Annotated in this window: 10 protein-coding genes; 5 read left to right on the top strand and 5 right to left on the bottom strand. The window is 57.6% G+C overall.

What is annotated here, in order from left to right:
* Window positions 1-5 precede the first annotated feature (5 nt).
* The 5 genes from bcsE to map all read left to right on the top strand — a co-directional run bounded on the left by bcsE (window position 6) and on the right by map (window position 4,612).
* Entirely contained in the window at window positions 6-1,562 is a 1,557-nt protein-coding gene (gene bcsE, locus ACMYSP_RS13745) for a cellulose biosynthesis protein BcsE (RefSeq protein WP_434582607.1), read from the top strand.
* Window positions 1,559-1,756, top strand: coding sequence for a cellulose biosynthesis protein BcsF (gene bcsF / locus ACMYSP_RS13740; RefSeq protein WP_123757202.1), 198 nt, complete (start codon window positions 1,559-1,561; stop codon window positions 1,754-1,756). Before bcsE ends, bcsF begins: the two co-directional genes overlap by 4 nt.
* Window positions 1,753-3,429, top strand: coding sequence for a cellulose biosynthesis protein BcsG (gene bcsG / locus ACMYSP_RS13735; RefSeq protein WP_434582606.1), 1,677 nt, complete (start codon window positions 1,753-1,755; stop codon window positions 3,427-3,429). Before bcsF ends, bcsG begins: the two co-directional genes overlap by 4 nt.
* A gap of 204 nt (window positions 3,430-3,633) precedes the next feature.
* Complete coding sequence (locus ACMYSP_RS13730; protein ID WP_123757200.1) at window positions 3,634-3,852, top strand: ParD-like family protein; 219 nt, start codon at window positions 3,634-3,636, stop codon at window positions 3,850-3,852.
* Window positions 3,833-4,612 carry a type I methionyl aminopeptidase gene (gene map, locus ACMYSP_RS13725; protein WP_434582605.1) on the top strand — a complete coding sequence of 260 codons (780 nt, stop codon included), beginning with the start codon at window positions 3,833-3,835 and terminating at the stop codon, window positions 4,610-4,612. Before ACMYSP_RS13730 ends, map begins: the two co-directional genes overlap by 20 nt.
* A gap of 21 nt (window positions 4,613-4,633) precedes the next feature.
* Here map and ACMYSP_RS13720 read toward each other — a convergent pair whose 3' ends face one another.
* Genes ACMYSP_RS13720 through bcsA form a run of 5 tightly spaced genes read right to left on the bottom strand, consistent with a single transcriptional unit; the run spans window position 4,634 to window position 14,748 of the window.
* Window positions 4,634-5,632, bottom strand: coding sequence for a glycosyl hydrolase family 8 (locus ACMYSP_RS13720; RefSeq protein WP_434582604.1), 999 nt, complete (start codon window positions 5,630-5,632; stop codon window positions 4,634-4,636).
* 11 nt (window positions 5,633-5,643) lie between these two features.
* Complete coding sequence (bcsD, locus tag ACMYSP_RS13715; RefSeq protein WP_434587093.1) at window positions 5,644-6,120, bottom strand: cellulose biosynthesis protein BcsD; 477 nt, start codon at window positions 6,118-6,120, stop codon at window positions 5,644-5,646.
* A complete protein-coding gene (locus ACMYSP_RS13710; RefSeq protein WP_434582603.1) occupies window positions 6,120-10,172 on the bottom strand; it encodes a cellulose synthase subunit BcsC-related outer membrane protein in 4,053 nt (1,350 codons plus the stop codon). The genes bcsD and ACMYSP_RS13710 overlap by 1 nt, the downstream gene beginning before the upstream one ends.
* Window positions 10,169-12,640, bottom strand: coding sequence for a cellulose biosynthesis cyclic di-GMP-binding regulatory protein BcsB (gene bcsB / locus ACMYSP_RS13705; protein ID WP_434582602.1), 2,472 nt, complete (start codon window positions 12,638-12,640; stop codon window positions 10,169-10,171). Before bcsB ends, ACMYSP_RS13710 begins: the two co-directional genes overlap by 4 nt.
* Window positions 12,637-14,748, bottom strand: a complete 2,112-nt coding sequence (bcsA, locus tag ACMYSP_RS13700; protein ID WP_434582600.1) for a UDP-forming cellulose synthase catalytic subunit — start codon at window positions 14,746-14,748, stop codon at window positions 12,637-12,639. Before bcsA ends, bcsB begins: the two co-directional genes overlap by 4 nt.
* Window positions 14,749-14,751: the final 3 nt, after the last annotated feature.

Raw genomic sequence — 14,751 nt, 5'->3', positions numbered from 1 at the left:
ACGCCGTGGAAAACGTATATACTTTGGGTATTTCATCATTGTGGGATGAGGTCTGCCATATGCCCGTGGGTGGCGTATGGTGGCTTAACCTCGATCGCTATGAAGATGCGGTAAGCCTGCTCAATCAGACGCTGGCGGCACAAGATAAAGACTGCAAAGTTGCGGCCATCGTGATGGGTAATACCCCAGGTAAAATCATTTCAGTCGATCCTCACCGTGGTCCTGAAAAGATTGCTGTGTTCACCATGCCGGATAGTACAGAAGGGCTGGAGGAACTGCATCGCGATTTACTTTGTAGCCTCGACCCGGACAACTACCTCTTTATTCTGCTGACCTCAGAAAATGCCTGGCAGAATATGAAAAAAGAACAATTATGCCTTTGGGCTGAAAAATCACACCGGTGGACCAAATATCATCATTGTTCATTGTTAGTGCTTAATTCCGGTCAAAATGTTGATAAGCAACTTTCCCCCCTGTTAAATGAATACCGCTCGCTTTCCGGGCTGGCTAGCCTGCGCTACCAGGGCGATAGTTTTTTATTTGATATTGCATTCTGGGGCAGCGAAAAGGGAATGAGCGCGCAGCAGCAGCTGGCGGTTTTACACGGTGACGACGGCTGGCATCTGGCGCAAAACGAAGAGACGCTGGTGCAACCGCGCAGCGATGAAAAAGTGGTACTGAGCAACCTCCGGGTGCTGGAAGGCGCGCCTGCCCTTTCCGAATACTGGACGCTGTTCGATACCAACGATGGCGTCTTTAACGCCGCACGCAAATCTCAGGCGGCCACCCTGCTGTTTTCCGTCACTCAAAACGAGCAGATCGAACAGCTGGGCCGCTATATCCATATCTTGCGTAAGCAGCGCGGCAGCGCCTTGAAAATTGTCGTGCGCGAGCAGACCCCAAGCCTGCGCACCACCGATGAACGACTGCTGCTAAGCAGCGGTGCGAATATGGTTATTCCTTCCAGCGCCCCGCTTTCCCGCTGCCTGACCTTAATAGAAAGCGTGCAGAAGCAGAAATTCACCCGCCATATTCCAGAAGAGTTTGACACCCTGCTGAGCTGGAGCCAGCCGCTCAATCTGCGCGGTTTCCAGAAGTGGGGGGATTTCTGTACGGCGGTGCACAACATCATGACAAACACCATGCTGCCTGAAGACGGTAAAGGTGTGATGGTAGCGTTACGTCCTGCGCCAGGCCTGCGTGTCGAGCAGGCGTTAACGCTGTGTCGTCCGAATCGCATGGGCGATATTATGACCATCGGCAATAACCGATTAGTGCTTTTTCTGTCGTTTTGTCGCGTGAATGACCTGGACACCGCGTTAAACCATATTTTCCCGTTACCCACCGGCGATATCTTTTCTAACCGTATGGTCTGGTTCGAAGATAAACAGATCACCGCCGAAATTTTACTGATGCGCGGAATCGATCCATCTCAGTGGAATACCCCGCTTCCGGTCTCGGTTGAGAAAAACGTCACCATCAATGCCACCCATGATGGACGCCACTGGCGACGGTTCCCTGAACCGCATCGGCTGTCCACTGACAGGGAGAAAACGTCATGATGTCCATCAGCGATATTATTCAGCTGGTCGTACTATGCGCCCTGCTTTTTTTCCCGTTGGGATACCTGACACGCCACTACCAACGCCGTATTCGCACCACCTTACGGTTGATGTTCTTTAAACCCCGCTATGTCAAACCGGCTGGCGTCTTACGCCGGGAAGCAACAACTCAGCAAGGCAAACTGAATAAATGACGAATGAAAAAACTAACGCTACGCCGCTTCCGCTCTGGCAGTACTGGCGTGGACTGGCCGGTTGGAATTTTTACTTTCTGGTAAAGTTTGCGCTGCTTTGGGCGGGGTATCTTAACTTTCACCCGATGCTAAACCTGGTGTTCCTCGCCTTTTTGCTGGTTCCTCTGCCAAAGTACAAGCTCCACCGCCTGCGCCATTGGATTGCCATTCCCATTGGCATCGGGCTGTTCTGGCATGATACCTGGCTGCCGGGACCGGAAAGTATCTTTAGCCAGGGTTCACAGCTGGCCGGCTTCAGCGCCGATTACCTCTGGGACCTGGTGACCCGCTTTATTAACTGGAATATGGTCGGCGCCTTCTTCCTGCTGCTGGTGCTGTGGCTGTTCATCAGACAGTGGCTGCGCGTCACGGTACTGGTTTCCGCCATCATGATCTGGCTGACCATCAGTCCGCTGCTCCCGGCCTTTACGCTGTGGCCCGCCGGCCAGCCGACAACCGCAGCAGCCACGACCGCGCGGACCGCAAATACCTCCGCTTCGGCCGCCAGCACGACGGCTGCCAACGGCGATATTCCCGCGCAGACCGAACCACCGACCTCCGCCAATTTAACCAACTGGCTGAACACCTTCTATGCCTCGGAACAGAAGCGCAAAACGCCGTTCCCGGAACAACTGCCGGCAGATGCTCAACCGTTTGACCTGCTGGTGATCAATATTTGCTCGCTGTCGTGGTCAGATATTGAAGCGGCAGGGCTGATGGACCATCCGCTGTGGAAGCATTTTGATATTGTGTTCAAGAACTTCAACTCGGCGACCTCCTACAGTGGCCCGGCGGCGGTACGTCTGCTGCGCGCCAGCTGCGGTCAGCTGTCACACTCGAACCTGTATCAACCGTCGGGCAGCGACTGCTACCTGTTCGAAAACCTGGCAAAACTCGGCTTTACCCAGCAGCTGATGCTCGGGCATAACGGTCTGTTCGGCGACTTCCTGAAAGAGCTGCGTAGCTTAGGCGGCATGCAAAGCCCGCTGATGGATCAAACCGGGTTGCCGGTCAGCCTGCAGGCTTTCGATGGTTCGCCGGTGTATGACGACTTAGCGACCCTGAACCGCTGGCTGGAGAAAGAAAACAAAGAGGGCGACGCGGCCCGGAGCGCCACCTTCTACAACATTCTGCCGCTCCACGACGGCAACCACTTCCCAGGTCAGAGCAAGACGGCGGACTACAAAGTACGTGCGCAGAAACTGTTCGACGAGCTGGATAACTTCTTTACCGAGCTGGAAAAATCGGGTCGGAAAGTCATGGTTGTGGTGGTTCCGGAACACGGCGGCGCGCTGAAGGGTGACAAAATGCAGGTGTCTGGCCTGCGCGACATCCCAAGCCCGTCGATCACCAACGTACCGACGGCCGTGAAATTCTTCGGCATGAAGGCACCGCACCAGGGTGCTCCGGTGATTATTGACCAGCCGAGCAGCTATCTCGCGGTGTCTGAACTGGTGGTTCGTGCGCTGGATGGCAAGATGTTCACCGAAGACAACGTTGACTGGCAGCAGTACACCGCTGGCCTGCCGCAAAGCGCGCCGGTGTCAGAAAACGCCAACGCCATTGTTATGCAGTATCAGGGTAAACCGTACGTTCAGCTGAACGGCGGAAGCTGGGTACCGTACCCGCAATAACTTGCCCCGCGGCCGCAGGGGAAACCCTGAGGCCGCGCTTTCGCTGCACCGTAGCGTCTCGCCCCCCTGTTTCTCCCCCCTCTTTTCTCCGTTACTTCGCCGTCTTTTGCAGGACTCCCTTCACTGTTGATGCTGGCAAAAACGTCGTGACAGCCGTCGTTTCAAAATATACGATATATATATGAATCATTACGGAACATATATATGGGCATTGTAAAAATCACTGACCTGCTGCACGACGACATTCGCGATGCCAGCAAGGCCATGTCACGTTCGGTGAACGCGCAGGCGGAATACTGGATCCGGCTGGGGATGATGAGCGAGCTCTATCCGGAGCTGAACCATCAACAAATTAAGATGATGATGCTGAAATCCGGTTCCGACCGTTTGCTGGAGGTGATCAATGCCATCAATTCGCATTAAAACCGCCGATGAGCTTGCCAGACAGCGCCACGCCGGAGAGCTGCTAGCCTCGGTATTTGACATGCTGGACACCTTTATCCAGCCCGGCGTCACCACCATGGCGATTAACGATCGGGTGGAAGATTTTATCGTTAATCAACTGCACTCCCGCCCCGCCAGCAAAGGGCAATATGATTTTCCCTACGTGTTAAACACCTCCATCAACGAGGTGGTCTGTCACGGAATACCGAAAGAGACGGAGCACCTGAAATCCGGGGCCATTGTTAACGTCGACATCACGCTGGAAAAAGAGGGGATGATCGCCGACTCCAGCAAAATGTACCTGATTGGCGAAGTCTCGCCGCTGGCCCGCCGGCTGGTGAAGAAAACCTACGAAGCCATGTGGAAAGGTATTAAGGCCGTTAAGCCCGGCGCGACCCTGGGCGATATCGGCCATGCGATTCAGAGCTATGTTGAAAGCCATGGCTACAGCGTGGTACGCGAGTATTGTGGGCACGGGATCGGTCAGGAGATGCATGAAGATCCGCAGGTACTGCACTACGGCAAAGCGGGTGAAGGCACCGTCCTGAAAGAAGGGATGGTCTTTACCATCGAACCGATGGTCAACCAGGGTGACAGCCGGACCAAAGTCAAAAAGGACGGCTGGACCGTGGTGACCCGCGACAAGAAATTGTCCGCGCAGTGGGAGCACACCGTGGCCGTTACCGCCGACGGCGTTGAAGTCCTGACCCTACGCCAGGGCGAAATTATTCCGCAGTAATCCTGGCGAGACACCTGACGGTTAACGCGACTGGTCGTGACTGGCCAGCCAGACCAGCAGTTTCAGGCTGGCGGAGTAGTAATCATCCTGCGCGGTGATTTGCGGGTCACCCTGTGGCTCACCCATAGTCAGATCGCGCACCGCCAGCAGGCCGCCGGTCATAAACCACGACGGAACGTTGTCGTTGCTGACGTTGATCCAGGCCGGCGTCTGCAGCCGCGGATAGCTGTTGAACCAGTTTTTCCATGGCGTCAGCAGGGCGCTTTGCGGGTCGGCCCAGGAGAGATACAGCGGGATGCGGATCGCGTCATAGCTCATGCGCGGCGGCCACTCTTTCGCCGGCTCCATCTTGCCGTCCGCTTTTAACGCCACCCAGTCAGTAGGCAGTTTTGATTTCCCCCAGCCCATTTTCCCCAGCAGCGCCAGACCATCGGTTTGCAGCTTGCGCCAGGCGGTCAGATGGGTGTGCTCGGCAAATGCCTGCCACGCCGGGAAGATAAAGTAGGATGGGTTAATATTGAGATGATCGTTGCGGTTGAAGCCTTTCGCGCCGGGCAGCATCACCTGGTAGCCGGCGAAGGTTACCACCGTGTTTTTCAGCAGTGACGCGGTAATGGCGTCGGAGGCCGCACCGTAGGACTTGTCGCCCCACTGCTTCTGGGCGCGCAGCAACGCCCAGGCAATCATGGTATCGCCATCGGTGGCGTCGTTCTTATCCGCAATCGGGTTCGGCGCGACGGGATTATAGCGCCAGTAAAACAGGCCATTGTCTTTATTGCGCAGCGTTTTATCGGTCCATTGCCACAGCTTGTCAAAGGCAGGGCGATCGTTTTTCGCCACCGCCAGCAGCATCGCAAACCCCTGCCCTTCGGTATGAGAGATACTCCCATTACCGGTATCAACGATTCGCCCGTCGGCCATCATAAAACGTGATTTATAGCTTTCCCACGCGGTGTCGGCCCACGCGCGAGGAAGAACCATCATCGTCACTATGACCGCTATTACTGCACGCAAAGACATAAGGTCACCCGTTATGGATGGAAGTAGAGGAACTGAACATCCGAGACCGAAAACAGCCGCTCACGTTGCAACACCACGTGCGTACTGCCTCCTTGTCCCTGTAGCCAGCGAGAATAAAGCCCCTCGAGTATGGCACAAAATGCATTGCACCAGCGCACCCGATGCGTATCATCGCGGCTCACCGGGAGCGCGCGATGGCGCAGTCGTAACCCGTCCTCGCCCACATCGACGCTAACCACACCCCATTTAAAGCGGCTCAGCCACTGGTTGATATTGGCTTCCAGCTGGCCCACGGTTTCTGACTCTGGCAGCGGGTAGCGATCTGCCAGCATCTCCCCCATCTGGCGTAAGAACGGCTGACTTTCCAGCTCACCGGCGTTGTTTAACATGCCATCGACCATGATCAACAGCAGGTCAAACCATCCGGCTGGCGTCTGCTGCTGTTGAAACCAGGCCATGACTTCCGCGTTGTTATTGTCCGTCATGATCAGTTGTCTCCCAACATATAGCGGATGTAGAGACCCGCGGTGCTCTCGTTATAGTCACCGAAGGTGTCGTAGCCAATCTGGCCGCCTAGCGTCATCTGTTTGTTCACTTTGTAATCAGCACCGGCGCGCAGCGTATAGCCAATGCCGCTCTTCGAGGTTGCCGAATAGTAAGCTTCTTTCGCAAAACCATTGCTGACCGCAGTCTCCAGGGTTTGCTGCCATTCAGAGTTGGTCGGGAAGTAAGCACTCTTATCCTGGCTGTAAGATTGATAACCCACCGAGCCACCCAGCTTCATCGTCCAGTTGTCATATTTCTCGGTCAGGTTAACCGGCAGCGAGACGCTCACGTAGTTCTGCGGGCTGAAGTAACCCCCCTGGCCATAGGTGAAGTAGCTGAGGTTTTTCGAGTAATCCATATAGCTCATACTCAAACCGGCCTGCAGCTGGCGATAATCATCATGGTAAGGCCGCAGATAGACCCCGGCGTTGGCGTTAATACTGGTGTTGCTGGCAACGTTTGTGCCGAGATAACTGTAGCCGCCGCCGCCCACGTAGAAGCCAGCATCGCCATCGTCATAGCTTAACTGGAGGGTACCGCCGTTTTTGGTCACCTGCCCCCAGGTTTTCCCGGAGTAGGAATCTTTCAGGCCCACGTAGGAGAGCAGGCTATCGGTCAGTGAGCGGCGCTCACCGGTGAAGATCAGCGACAGGTAGTTGGTCAGCTTCGGTGACCATTTCACCCCCCCGACCACGGTATTCAGATCCTGACCCAGCGGGGTACTGCCGATGTCGACACGATAATTGTCGCCGCCCAGAGCCATGGCCAGCTCAACGCCATTGGCCTTCTGAGAATCCGTTGATCCGCTCGCCTGATCGACGTTCGGTTTCAGGCTCGATGACGCCAGATAGCTGGCCACCTGGCCGGAATCGTAGGCGCCAAGTTTCGCCAGGTTTTCCATCCCGCTGCTGGTGGTAGCGTTATAGTCGGAGGCATTCAGCGTCCCCAGCTCACTTAACGCCTCAGCCCCAGGATTGCTGGCAAAATAGGTTTCCTTTTCCGTATCGGTCATCGCGGCAATCGCCGCCTGCTCGCTGGTGGCGGTGGAGATCATATTGGAAACCGCGTTGGAGAGCGGGTTCGCACCATATCGCCGCCAGGCATCGCCGGTGGCGGTACCGGCATTCAGGGTGATCGGCGTGACGGTAAAGTCAAAGCGCGAGTCGCCAAACGGCGATGAGGACCACGTCAGCGGGGTTTTCATCTCCGTCAGCTTGCTGGTACCGGATTCGCCATCACGACCGCGCACTTCCATGCCACCCTGTAACCAGGTGCCGGTTTTTTCCTGTAGCGTCTCCATCATGCTATCCACTTGACGCAGCGTACGGGTTTGCGCGGTCTCTACCGGCAGGTCCGGACGTTGGATCCCCGGCAGAGTTGTCCCGGGCCCGGTCGACACCTGGGCGACCTGCCACGGCATATACTGCCCGTAGGCCGACGCCGTCCGCGTCGGGGTGGTGGTGCGGGAGACGCCCACAAAGGGGTTGTCCGCCGCCAGCACGCCACCAACAGTTGGCGTCTGGGCGCTGTTGCTGCTCTGCAGTCCCAGCAGTTTGCCGCGCGCGCTGCGCAGATACGTCATCGCCTGCTGGTGATGCCCCTGCGATTCCGCGACGCGCGCCAGCAGTACTAAGCGATCCGGCGAATTATCCGGACGCAGTCCACCAGCCAGCTGTTCGGCCCGGTCGTTGTTGCCTTCCGATAACGCAATGTCAATCGCGCCGGTACGTGCCGCCTGGTCCGGCGTGTCGCGGGTCATCAGATAGTCATAGACCACGCCCGCTTCTTTGTTCATTTTTCCGCTCTGATAGAGTCGCGCCATGGCGAACATCAGGTCGGTATTTTGTGGGTCGCTTTGCATCGCCCCCATCAGTTTGTCGTAAGCCCCGGCATAGTTGCCCTGCTCGCGCAGCCGGTCCGCTTCGTTGATCACGTAGCCGTTGCGGATGCTTGCCAGCTGCGTCGGCGTACTGGTGGCCTGCAGCTGCGGGTTGCTCAACAGCGCCTGGGCTTCATTGGTCAGCCCCGCCTGATTAAGCACCGAGACCTGATCGGCGTAATCGCCGGCATTGCCGGTGATACCGCCGCTGATATTGTTGCGCACCAGCGTAACGGCCCCGCCGACATCGCCGCTCTGGGCCAGCATGCGCGCCAGCTTGCCGACATCCGCCGGCGATTTAGGCGGCGTCGCAGCCATCGCTTTCAGGGTATTCGATGCCGCCACCGTATTCCCTTGCGCCAGGTAGTTCTGCGCGGTGACCAACTGCAGGTTGTAGTTCACCCGCTGGCGTAAATCGCGCATCTGGCTGGTCTGACTGGCTGCGGGGATCCGCCCCAGCAGCGTCTGCGCCTGCTGCCAGGCACCATTTTCGCTGGCAAACAACGCGGCGGCATACAGCGAATTGCTGCTGGCGCCAGGCCGATAGGCGGCCGCCATCGTCGACGCGGCTTCGCTCTCATTGCCCGATTTTTGCAACAGTCGCGCGAGATCCAGGCGCATCCAGGCATCGTCCGGGTAACGCGATACCCCCTGACGCAAGGTGGCGATTGCCGCCGTGACGTTGCCGCTGTTGGCTTGTTCTTGTGCCTGACGACGCAGCGAATCCCCCGGCATACCGGTGACCACGCGAGGCTGTAGTTTCTGCTGCATGCTGGCCGGCAGCGTACGCAGCATCTCCTGCGCCTCCGCCGATTTATTTTGCTCGCGCAGGACGTAGTACAGGTTCTCACGCGCCGGGCCGTTTTGCGGCTGATCGTTGAGCAGCGAGCGCAACGTTTGCTCTGCCTGAGGGAGGTCTTTGTTATGGCGCAACACATCGGCCCGGAACAGTTTTGCCGACGCGCCACGCGTGCCGCTCTGCTGAGCCAGCGGCGCGGACAGCGCCAGCGCCTGGCTGATGTTGCCCTGTTTGTAGGCCTGCTGCGCCTGCGCCAGTTGGCCGTAGAATAAGGCATCTGCCGCCTGCTCGCGGCGGGCGGCGGAGTCAGCGCCGCCAAGATCCGCGGCCCGACTTAAATATTGCGACGCGGCCTGAAAGTCGCCGTTACGTTGCGCGATGTAGCCCATCCCAGCCAGCGCATCGGCATCCTGCGGGTTAGTCTGGAGTACCTGTTCAAACTGCTCTTTCGCGGCGGTGGTATTGCCGCTATTGAGGTTCACAAACCCCTGACCGCGCGCCTGGCCGCTTATCCGCTGACGGTAGTAATTCTGGACTTCAGTATCCTGCGGGTGACGCTGCATCCAGGTATCGTACATCGCCTCATCGCCAGCCTGCGGACCCAGCCACAGCAGCGCCTGACGCAGGCCGCTGTCGGCCTCTTTGCTGCCGCTGGCCATCGATTCCAGCATCGAGATCCCTTCCCGACGCGTGTCTTCCCGCCAGGTCAGCGCTTTACCTAACGCCACGCGTGCGGCGTTTTCCTGCGGATGCTGCGCCACGTACTGGCGCAGCTCGCCGACCGCCTGCGGGTAGAGCGATTTGTCGCTGGCCATCGTCATGTAATATTCGGCAGCCAGGCTTGATGGCGGGGTATTGCCATTAAACATGCCACGCCAGGTGGTTAATGCCGCCGGAATATTACCGCTTCGCGCCTGCTGCCTTGCCAGGCTGAGCTGCCCCTGCGGGACCTGGGCCATTTTCTTGGCGTTATCCAGCTCCTGCAAATTCGGGCTATTGGGCGAGACCTTCGCCAGTCGGGCACGCCACTGCGCTGCCGCCTGAAGATTCCCGCCCTGCTGGGACCACAGCGCCATCAGATACATGGCCTGGGTATTATTGGCATCGACCAGCAGCACTTTTTGCAGCGATTCCATCGCCAGCTCATCGTGCGATTTCTCATGCCAGTAATTTGCCTGAGCAAAAAGCGCCTGGAGTGCGGCGTCGTTACCGGCAGCGAGGGCATCACCGAGTGCGCCAAATGTCAGCACGCCTGACAGGCAAAGGGTGGACAATTTTCGGGTCGACCGGCGATTCATTTTGATAACTCGTTTCATTGGCTTTCCCCCGAACTCAGACGCTTGCGAGCATGGCGTTTAAACATAGCGGTGAGCGCCAGGCCGATTATCGAGGTGGCAAGCAGCCCCAGCAATGCCAGCAGGCCCGAGTGCTGGCTGGCATACCATACCGCTATCATGTACCACGGCATCTGACCGCTCGGGAACGGCGTATTGACCTGGAAGCTGCGCACGCCATTGTCGCTAGTGATAATCGCCGTATCGCCCCGAATCCCGGCGTTGATACGCGGTGAATCAAGGTCGACTTTTAGCCTGGCCAGTTGGTCATCGTTGCTGGCCATCGCTACCACCACCGTGCGCTGTGAACTCCATGGAGAGCGGTAGCTGATAAAACCACGCCAGGCGTTGCTGGAAGAGAGATAGCGATCGGCGTCAACGCTGGCGGACGTCCAGTCGCCGCTCAGCCAACGCTGCACTTTTTCTCCCAGCCCCGACTCACGCACGCCCAGTTGGTTATCCGCCTGATAATAGGGCGAGTCTGCCAGCAGGCTTTGGTTAAATGCTTTTTGATCGAGGCCGCTGACCGCAAGGACATCGCGGTCGCGCAGATACTGCAGGCCCGCTCCGCCACTCGGGACACCCAGGACCACCCGGTTGTTGGCCAGCGCCGTTCCGGTCGCATTCCCCGAACGTGCCGCCAGGTTGAGCAGCGTCGCCACCTGTGTTTCTGACGGTTTTTCTGCCAGCAGCAGCACGGTTTGCGAGTAATCCGCCAGCCGCGAGAACGGGAACGAGGCACCGACGAAGTAGGAGAGGTTTGGCAACAGCGAGAAATGGCGCGTATTGCTTAGATCAATCCATGAATCATCGGTAATTCGGCTCTTGATGTTGTTATTCATCACCACCGAGCAGGGCGCGTTGTCTTTCGGGACCACGTTAAAATAGAGCGACAGCTGGTTATCCCCGTAGATCAGGTAGGGTGCCAGCGGGATGGTAAACTGCTCCTGACGCGCATCGCCTCCCAGGCGGCGCCACAGCTTCTCCAGCGGCCCCTGCTTGTTCAGCGGTAAATTGTGCAGGAAGGTGTTGTTGAGCGTGACGCTCAATAACGACTTATCTTCGTTGATCCAGTTTTCCGACGGGAAGCGGTAGCCAATCTGCAACGGGATAGTTTCGCCATCCCAGAGGTACAGGTCCGGGGCCGCGCGGAATGCCACCCGCAGCGGCTCATGCCAGACGCCGTTGACCGTCATACTTTGATCTTTACGCAGCAGCTCGCTGATTTTTACCGGCCGATCGGTCGGGATCCAGCGCGGCGCATCATACGGTTTTCCAACCGGGATCGCCTGCGGATCTACGCTCAGGCTGGCGGTCTGCGGGGCAATGTTGCCACGCGTCAGACGCCAGGCCGCAGCCCGCAATGCCGCATCGTTTTGCCCGACGATCAACAGCAGTTTGTAGGTCGGATTCCCCGGGTTATCAACAATCTTCAGCAGCGGTTTGTCGGTTTGCGGCAAAGTGATCCCGCCCACCTGGTCGCCCGGATGACCGATAATAATGCCGTGGCGCTCCGGTAAACGATCGCGCAGCGCATTAAAGGAGATGCCGCGATAGTCAGCCTGAATCCCTAGCCAGGAGGAGATTAATGCCGCGGCGCTATAGACATCCGCCCCAGCGTTTTCCGGGAAGGCCACCGCGATATCTGCAGGGGTCATCTGCATATTGTCGAAGAACGGTCGCGGGAAATGGCTTAAATCATTGCTGAGATTCAGCGGCTGGCTTTCCCAGCTAAAGCGCGACGCCGCTAAAATGGTGACGCCCGATGTATCCTGGCTATTGAGCAGACACTGCATGTTGTCGCCATCATTCACCTTAAAGCTCAGGTTATTGCTGGAGACCATCAGCGCCGCCGGAATATCCAGCTGATAGTGGGAAATATCGGCCCCGTCGGTACCCAGCGGCACCGTGCCCAGCGGCTGGCCATTAAGCATCAGCTGCAGCGTAGCGTTACGGGTTGCCATTTCTGGTGACACCCGCACATCCAGCATCAGTTCGGCATGGGTCACGACCTGGTCAGACGGCAGCGTAAAATCAGCGCCCCCCTGACGTTGCCCGCCGCTGAGAATAACGCCGTCCGGCATCCCCATTTGCGCCAGATTCAGCGTGCCGCTAACGACCGGCGTTAACGGTACGGCCACCGGCGCAGCGTTATTAACCGGCGGCGGTAGATCGGGCAGCGAGGCAGCCGGATCCGCTGCGGGCGTGGATTCGGCTGCCGTCGTCGCGTCGGTTGCTGGCGTTGCAGCACCCGCGGTAGTCGATTCTGGCGTAGCCGTCTGGTTCGGTGCAGTCGTCGTCGCGGCGTCATCGGCGGTCGTCCCGTCGACGGCGGCGCCCGGCAGCGGGAAGTTCAGCGTCGCCGTCGGTTCGGCAGGCGTCTCTTCACCGTGCAGCGCAGGCACGGAAAAGATCCCAGCCAGCAACGCAAGCGTGGTCAGTCGCTTCATAGTTGGCCATCCTCCTGCGCGGTACTCGCAACAGGTTTCTGCCGACGGCGGGCACCCCGGGTTTTCCAGGACAGCCAGAACAGTTCAAACACGCAGCGTAAGATGGTCACAAACGAGCGGAACGGATTGTCCTGCGGACGCGGCGGGTTAATCCAGGCATCCGCACGCGCCAGCACCACGCGCACCAGTTCGCGGCGCAGCGACAGCGGGATATTTTCATCAAACTTCAGACGAATAAACTGCTGGTCGGCGGTCACCTGCTCTGCCGGAATACAAATGGCCCCGGATTGCAAAATCAGTTCAATCTCTTCAATGTCGTCCTGCAGATGACGGTCATCCGGCACCGCAATACGACAGCCGCCCATCGACAGGTCAGCGGTATGGCTGCGTGAAACCACGCCGCTGGCGTAGTGAATCAGCACCGGAATATCGACATCAATACGGATAGTCTTACGTACCTGCCGGGTTTCGCGCGCCACGGCAATCGCTGCCAGCAGGAAGATCAGGCTGTAGAGCCCCCAGCCAACGTTCAGGGCGATAACGTTGGGGTCAGAACCGAAGTAGTCATGTCCAATGGCGCGAACAATACCGACAATCACGCCGACGCCCAGCAAACAGGCCACCACCAGATGCGGCCTGACGACGGTAAAGTCGAAGTAACCGACATCCAGCAGCCCGCCTTTATCGGTCACGTTGAATTTGCCGCGTTTCGGGAAAATCATCGTCACCAGCGTCGGCAGCACCAGATGGAAGGCCAGCACGATGTCGTAAATTTCGCCCCAGAAGCTGTAACGATAGCGGCCGTTCATCCGCGAACCGACGTAGATCGCGAGGAACAGGTGCGGCAAGGCATACGACACGATCAGGCTCGCCGAGGAGTAGATAATATTCAGGTTAAACAGCAGATACGCTAACGGCGCGGTGACGAACACCACCCTCGGTAACGCAAACTGGTAGTAGAGCATGGCGCTGAGGTAGCACAAGCGCTGCTGGAACGTCAGCCCCCGGCCCAACAGCGGGTTATCGAGGCGGAAAATCTGGGTCATGCCGCGCGCCCAGCGGGTTCGCTGAATCACGTGTACCACCAGACGCTCGGTCGCTAAACCCGCCGCCAGCGGAATATCGAGAAACGACGATTTCCAACCCAGACGCTGGAACTTCAGCGCGGTGTGCGCATCTTCGGTGACGGTTTCCACCGCAAAACCACCGATATCTTCCAGCGCTTTACGGCGGATCACCGCACAGGAGCCGCAGAAAAAGGTCGCATTCCAGTTATCGTTACCCTGCTGAATCGGGCCGTAGAACAACATCCCTTCGTTGGGAATATTGCGTCCCACGGAGAGGTTACGTTCAAACGGGTCAGGCGAGTAGAAGTAGTGCGGCGTCTGGACCAGCGCCAGCATAGGATCCTTAAGGAAACCACCCACCGTTGCCTGCAGGAACACGCGGGTTGCCACGTGATCGCAATCGAAGACGCAAATCAGCTCGCCCTTGGTGAGGGTCATCGCATGGTTCAGGTTACCTGCTTTGGCGTGTTTATTGTCGTTTCGGGTGATATATCCCACCCCGACATCGGCGGCAAACACCGCAAACTCGCTGCGTTTACCATCATCCAGCAGATAAATTTTCATCTTATCCGCTGGGTAATCAATACACTGCGCGGCCAGCACGGTATCACGGACCACGTCCAGCGGTTCGTTATAGCTAGGAATATAGATATCGACCGTCGGCCAGGTGCTCATATCATCCGGCAGCGGGACGATTTCGCGCTTAAGCGGCCAGACCGTTTGCAGGTAGTTCAGCAGCAACATCACCCAGATATAGACTTCCGCCAGAAACAGTCCCATCCCCAGAACCGTCTCGATACCGGAGTTAAAATGCAGGGTTTGCGTCAAGCGGAAATACATATAACGGGTCGACATCAGCAGCGAAGTCACGACCATAATGACCGAAATACTGCGTTTTTTGCTAAACCCCATTAAAAACAGAATACCGATACTCAACAGACCAAAAAGATACTGCTTTTGGCTGTCCATCGGCGTAATAATCACCAGAACGGCAACGGGCGACAGCACCAGTGCCAGCAACCAGAAAAGAGACTTTTTCATTCA

The sequence above is a fragment of the Klebsiella sp. R390 genome, assembly GCF_051131745.1.
Taxonomy (GTDB): domain Bacteria; phylum Pseudomonadota; class Gammaproteobacteria; order Enterobacterales; family Enterobacteriaceae; genus Klebsiella.
Note: the sequence above shows the minus strand (reverse complement) of the source record. Positions and strands in the feature narration are given on the sequence as shown.

What these genes read in the sequence shown, in the direction of transcription:
- bcsF (WP_123757202.1), top strand. Translation starts at nt 1,559, where the DNA reads ATGATGTCCATCAGCGATATTATTCAGCTGGTCGTACTATGCGCCCTG.
- bcsG (WP_434582606.1), top strand. Translation starts at nt 1,753, where the DNA reads ATGACGAATGAAAAAACTAACGCTACGCCGCTTCCGCTCTGGCAGTAC.
- ACMYSP_RS13730 (WP_123757200.1), top strand. Translation starts at nt 3,634, where the DNA reads ATGGGCATTGTAAAAATCACTGACCTGCTGCACGACGACATTCGCGAT.
- map (WP_434582605.1), top strand. Translation starts at nt 3,833, where the DNA reads ATGCCATCAATTCGCATTAAAACCGCCGATGAGCTTGCCAGACAGCGC.
- ACMYSP_RS13720 (WP_434582604.1), bottom strand. Translation starts at nt 5,632, where the DNA reads ATGTCTTTGCGTGCAGTAATAGCGGTCATAGTGACGATGATGGTTCTT.
- ACMYSP_RS13710 (WP_434582603.1), bottom strand. Translation starts at nt 10,172, where the DNA reads ATGAAACGAGTTATCAAAATGAATCGCCGGTCGACCCGAAAATTGTCC.
- bcsB (WP_434582602.1), bottom strand. Translation starts at nt 12,640, where the DNA reads ATGAAGCGACTGACCACGCTTGCGTTGCTGGCTGGGATCTTTTCCGTG.
- bcsA (WP_434582600.1), bottom strand. Translation starts at nt 14,748, where the DNA reads ATGAAAAAGTCTCTTTTCTGGTTGCTGGCACTGGTGCTGTCGCCCGTT.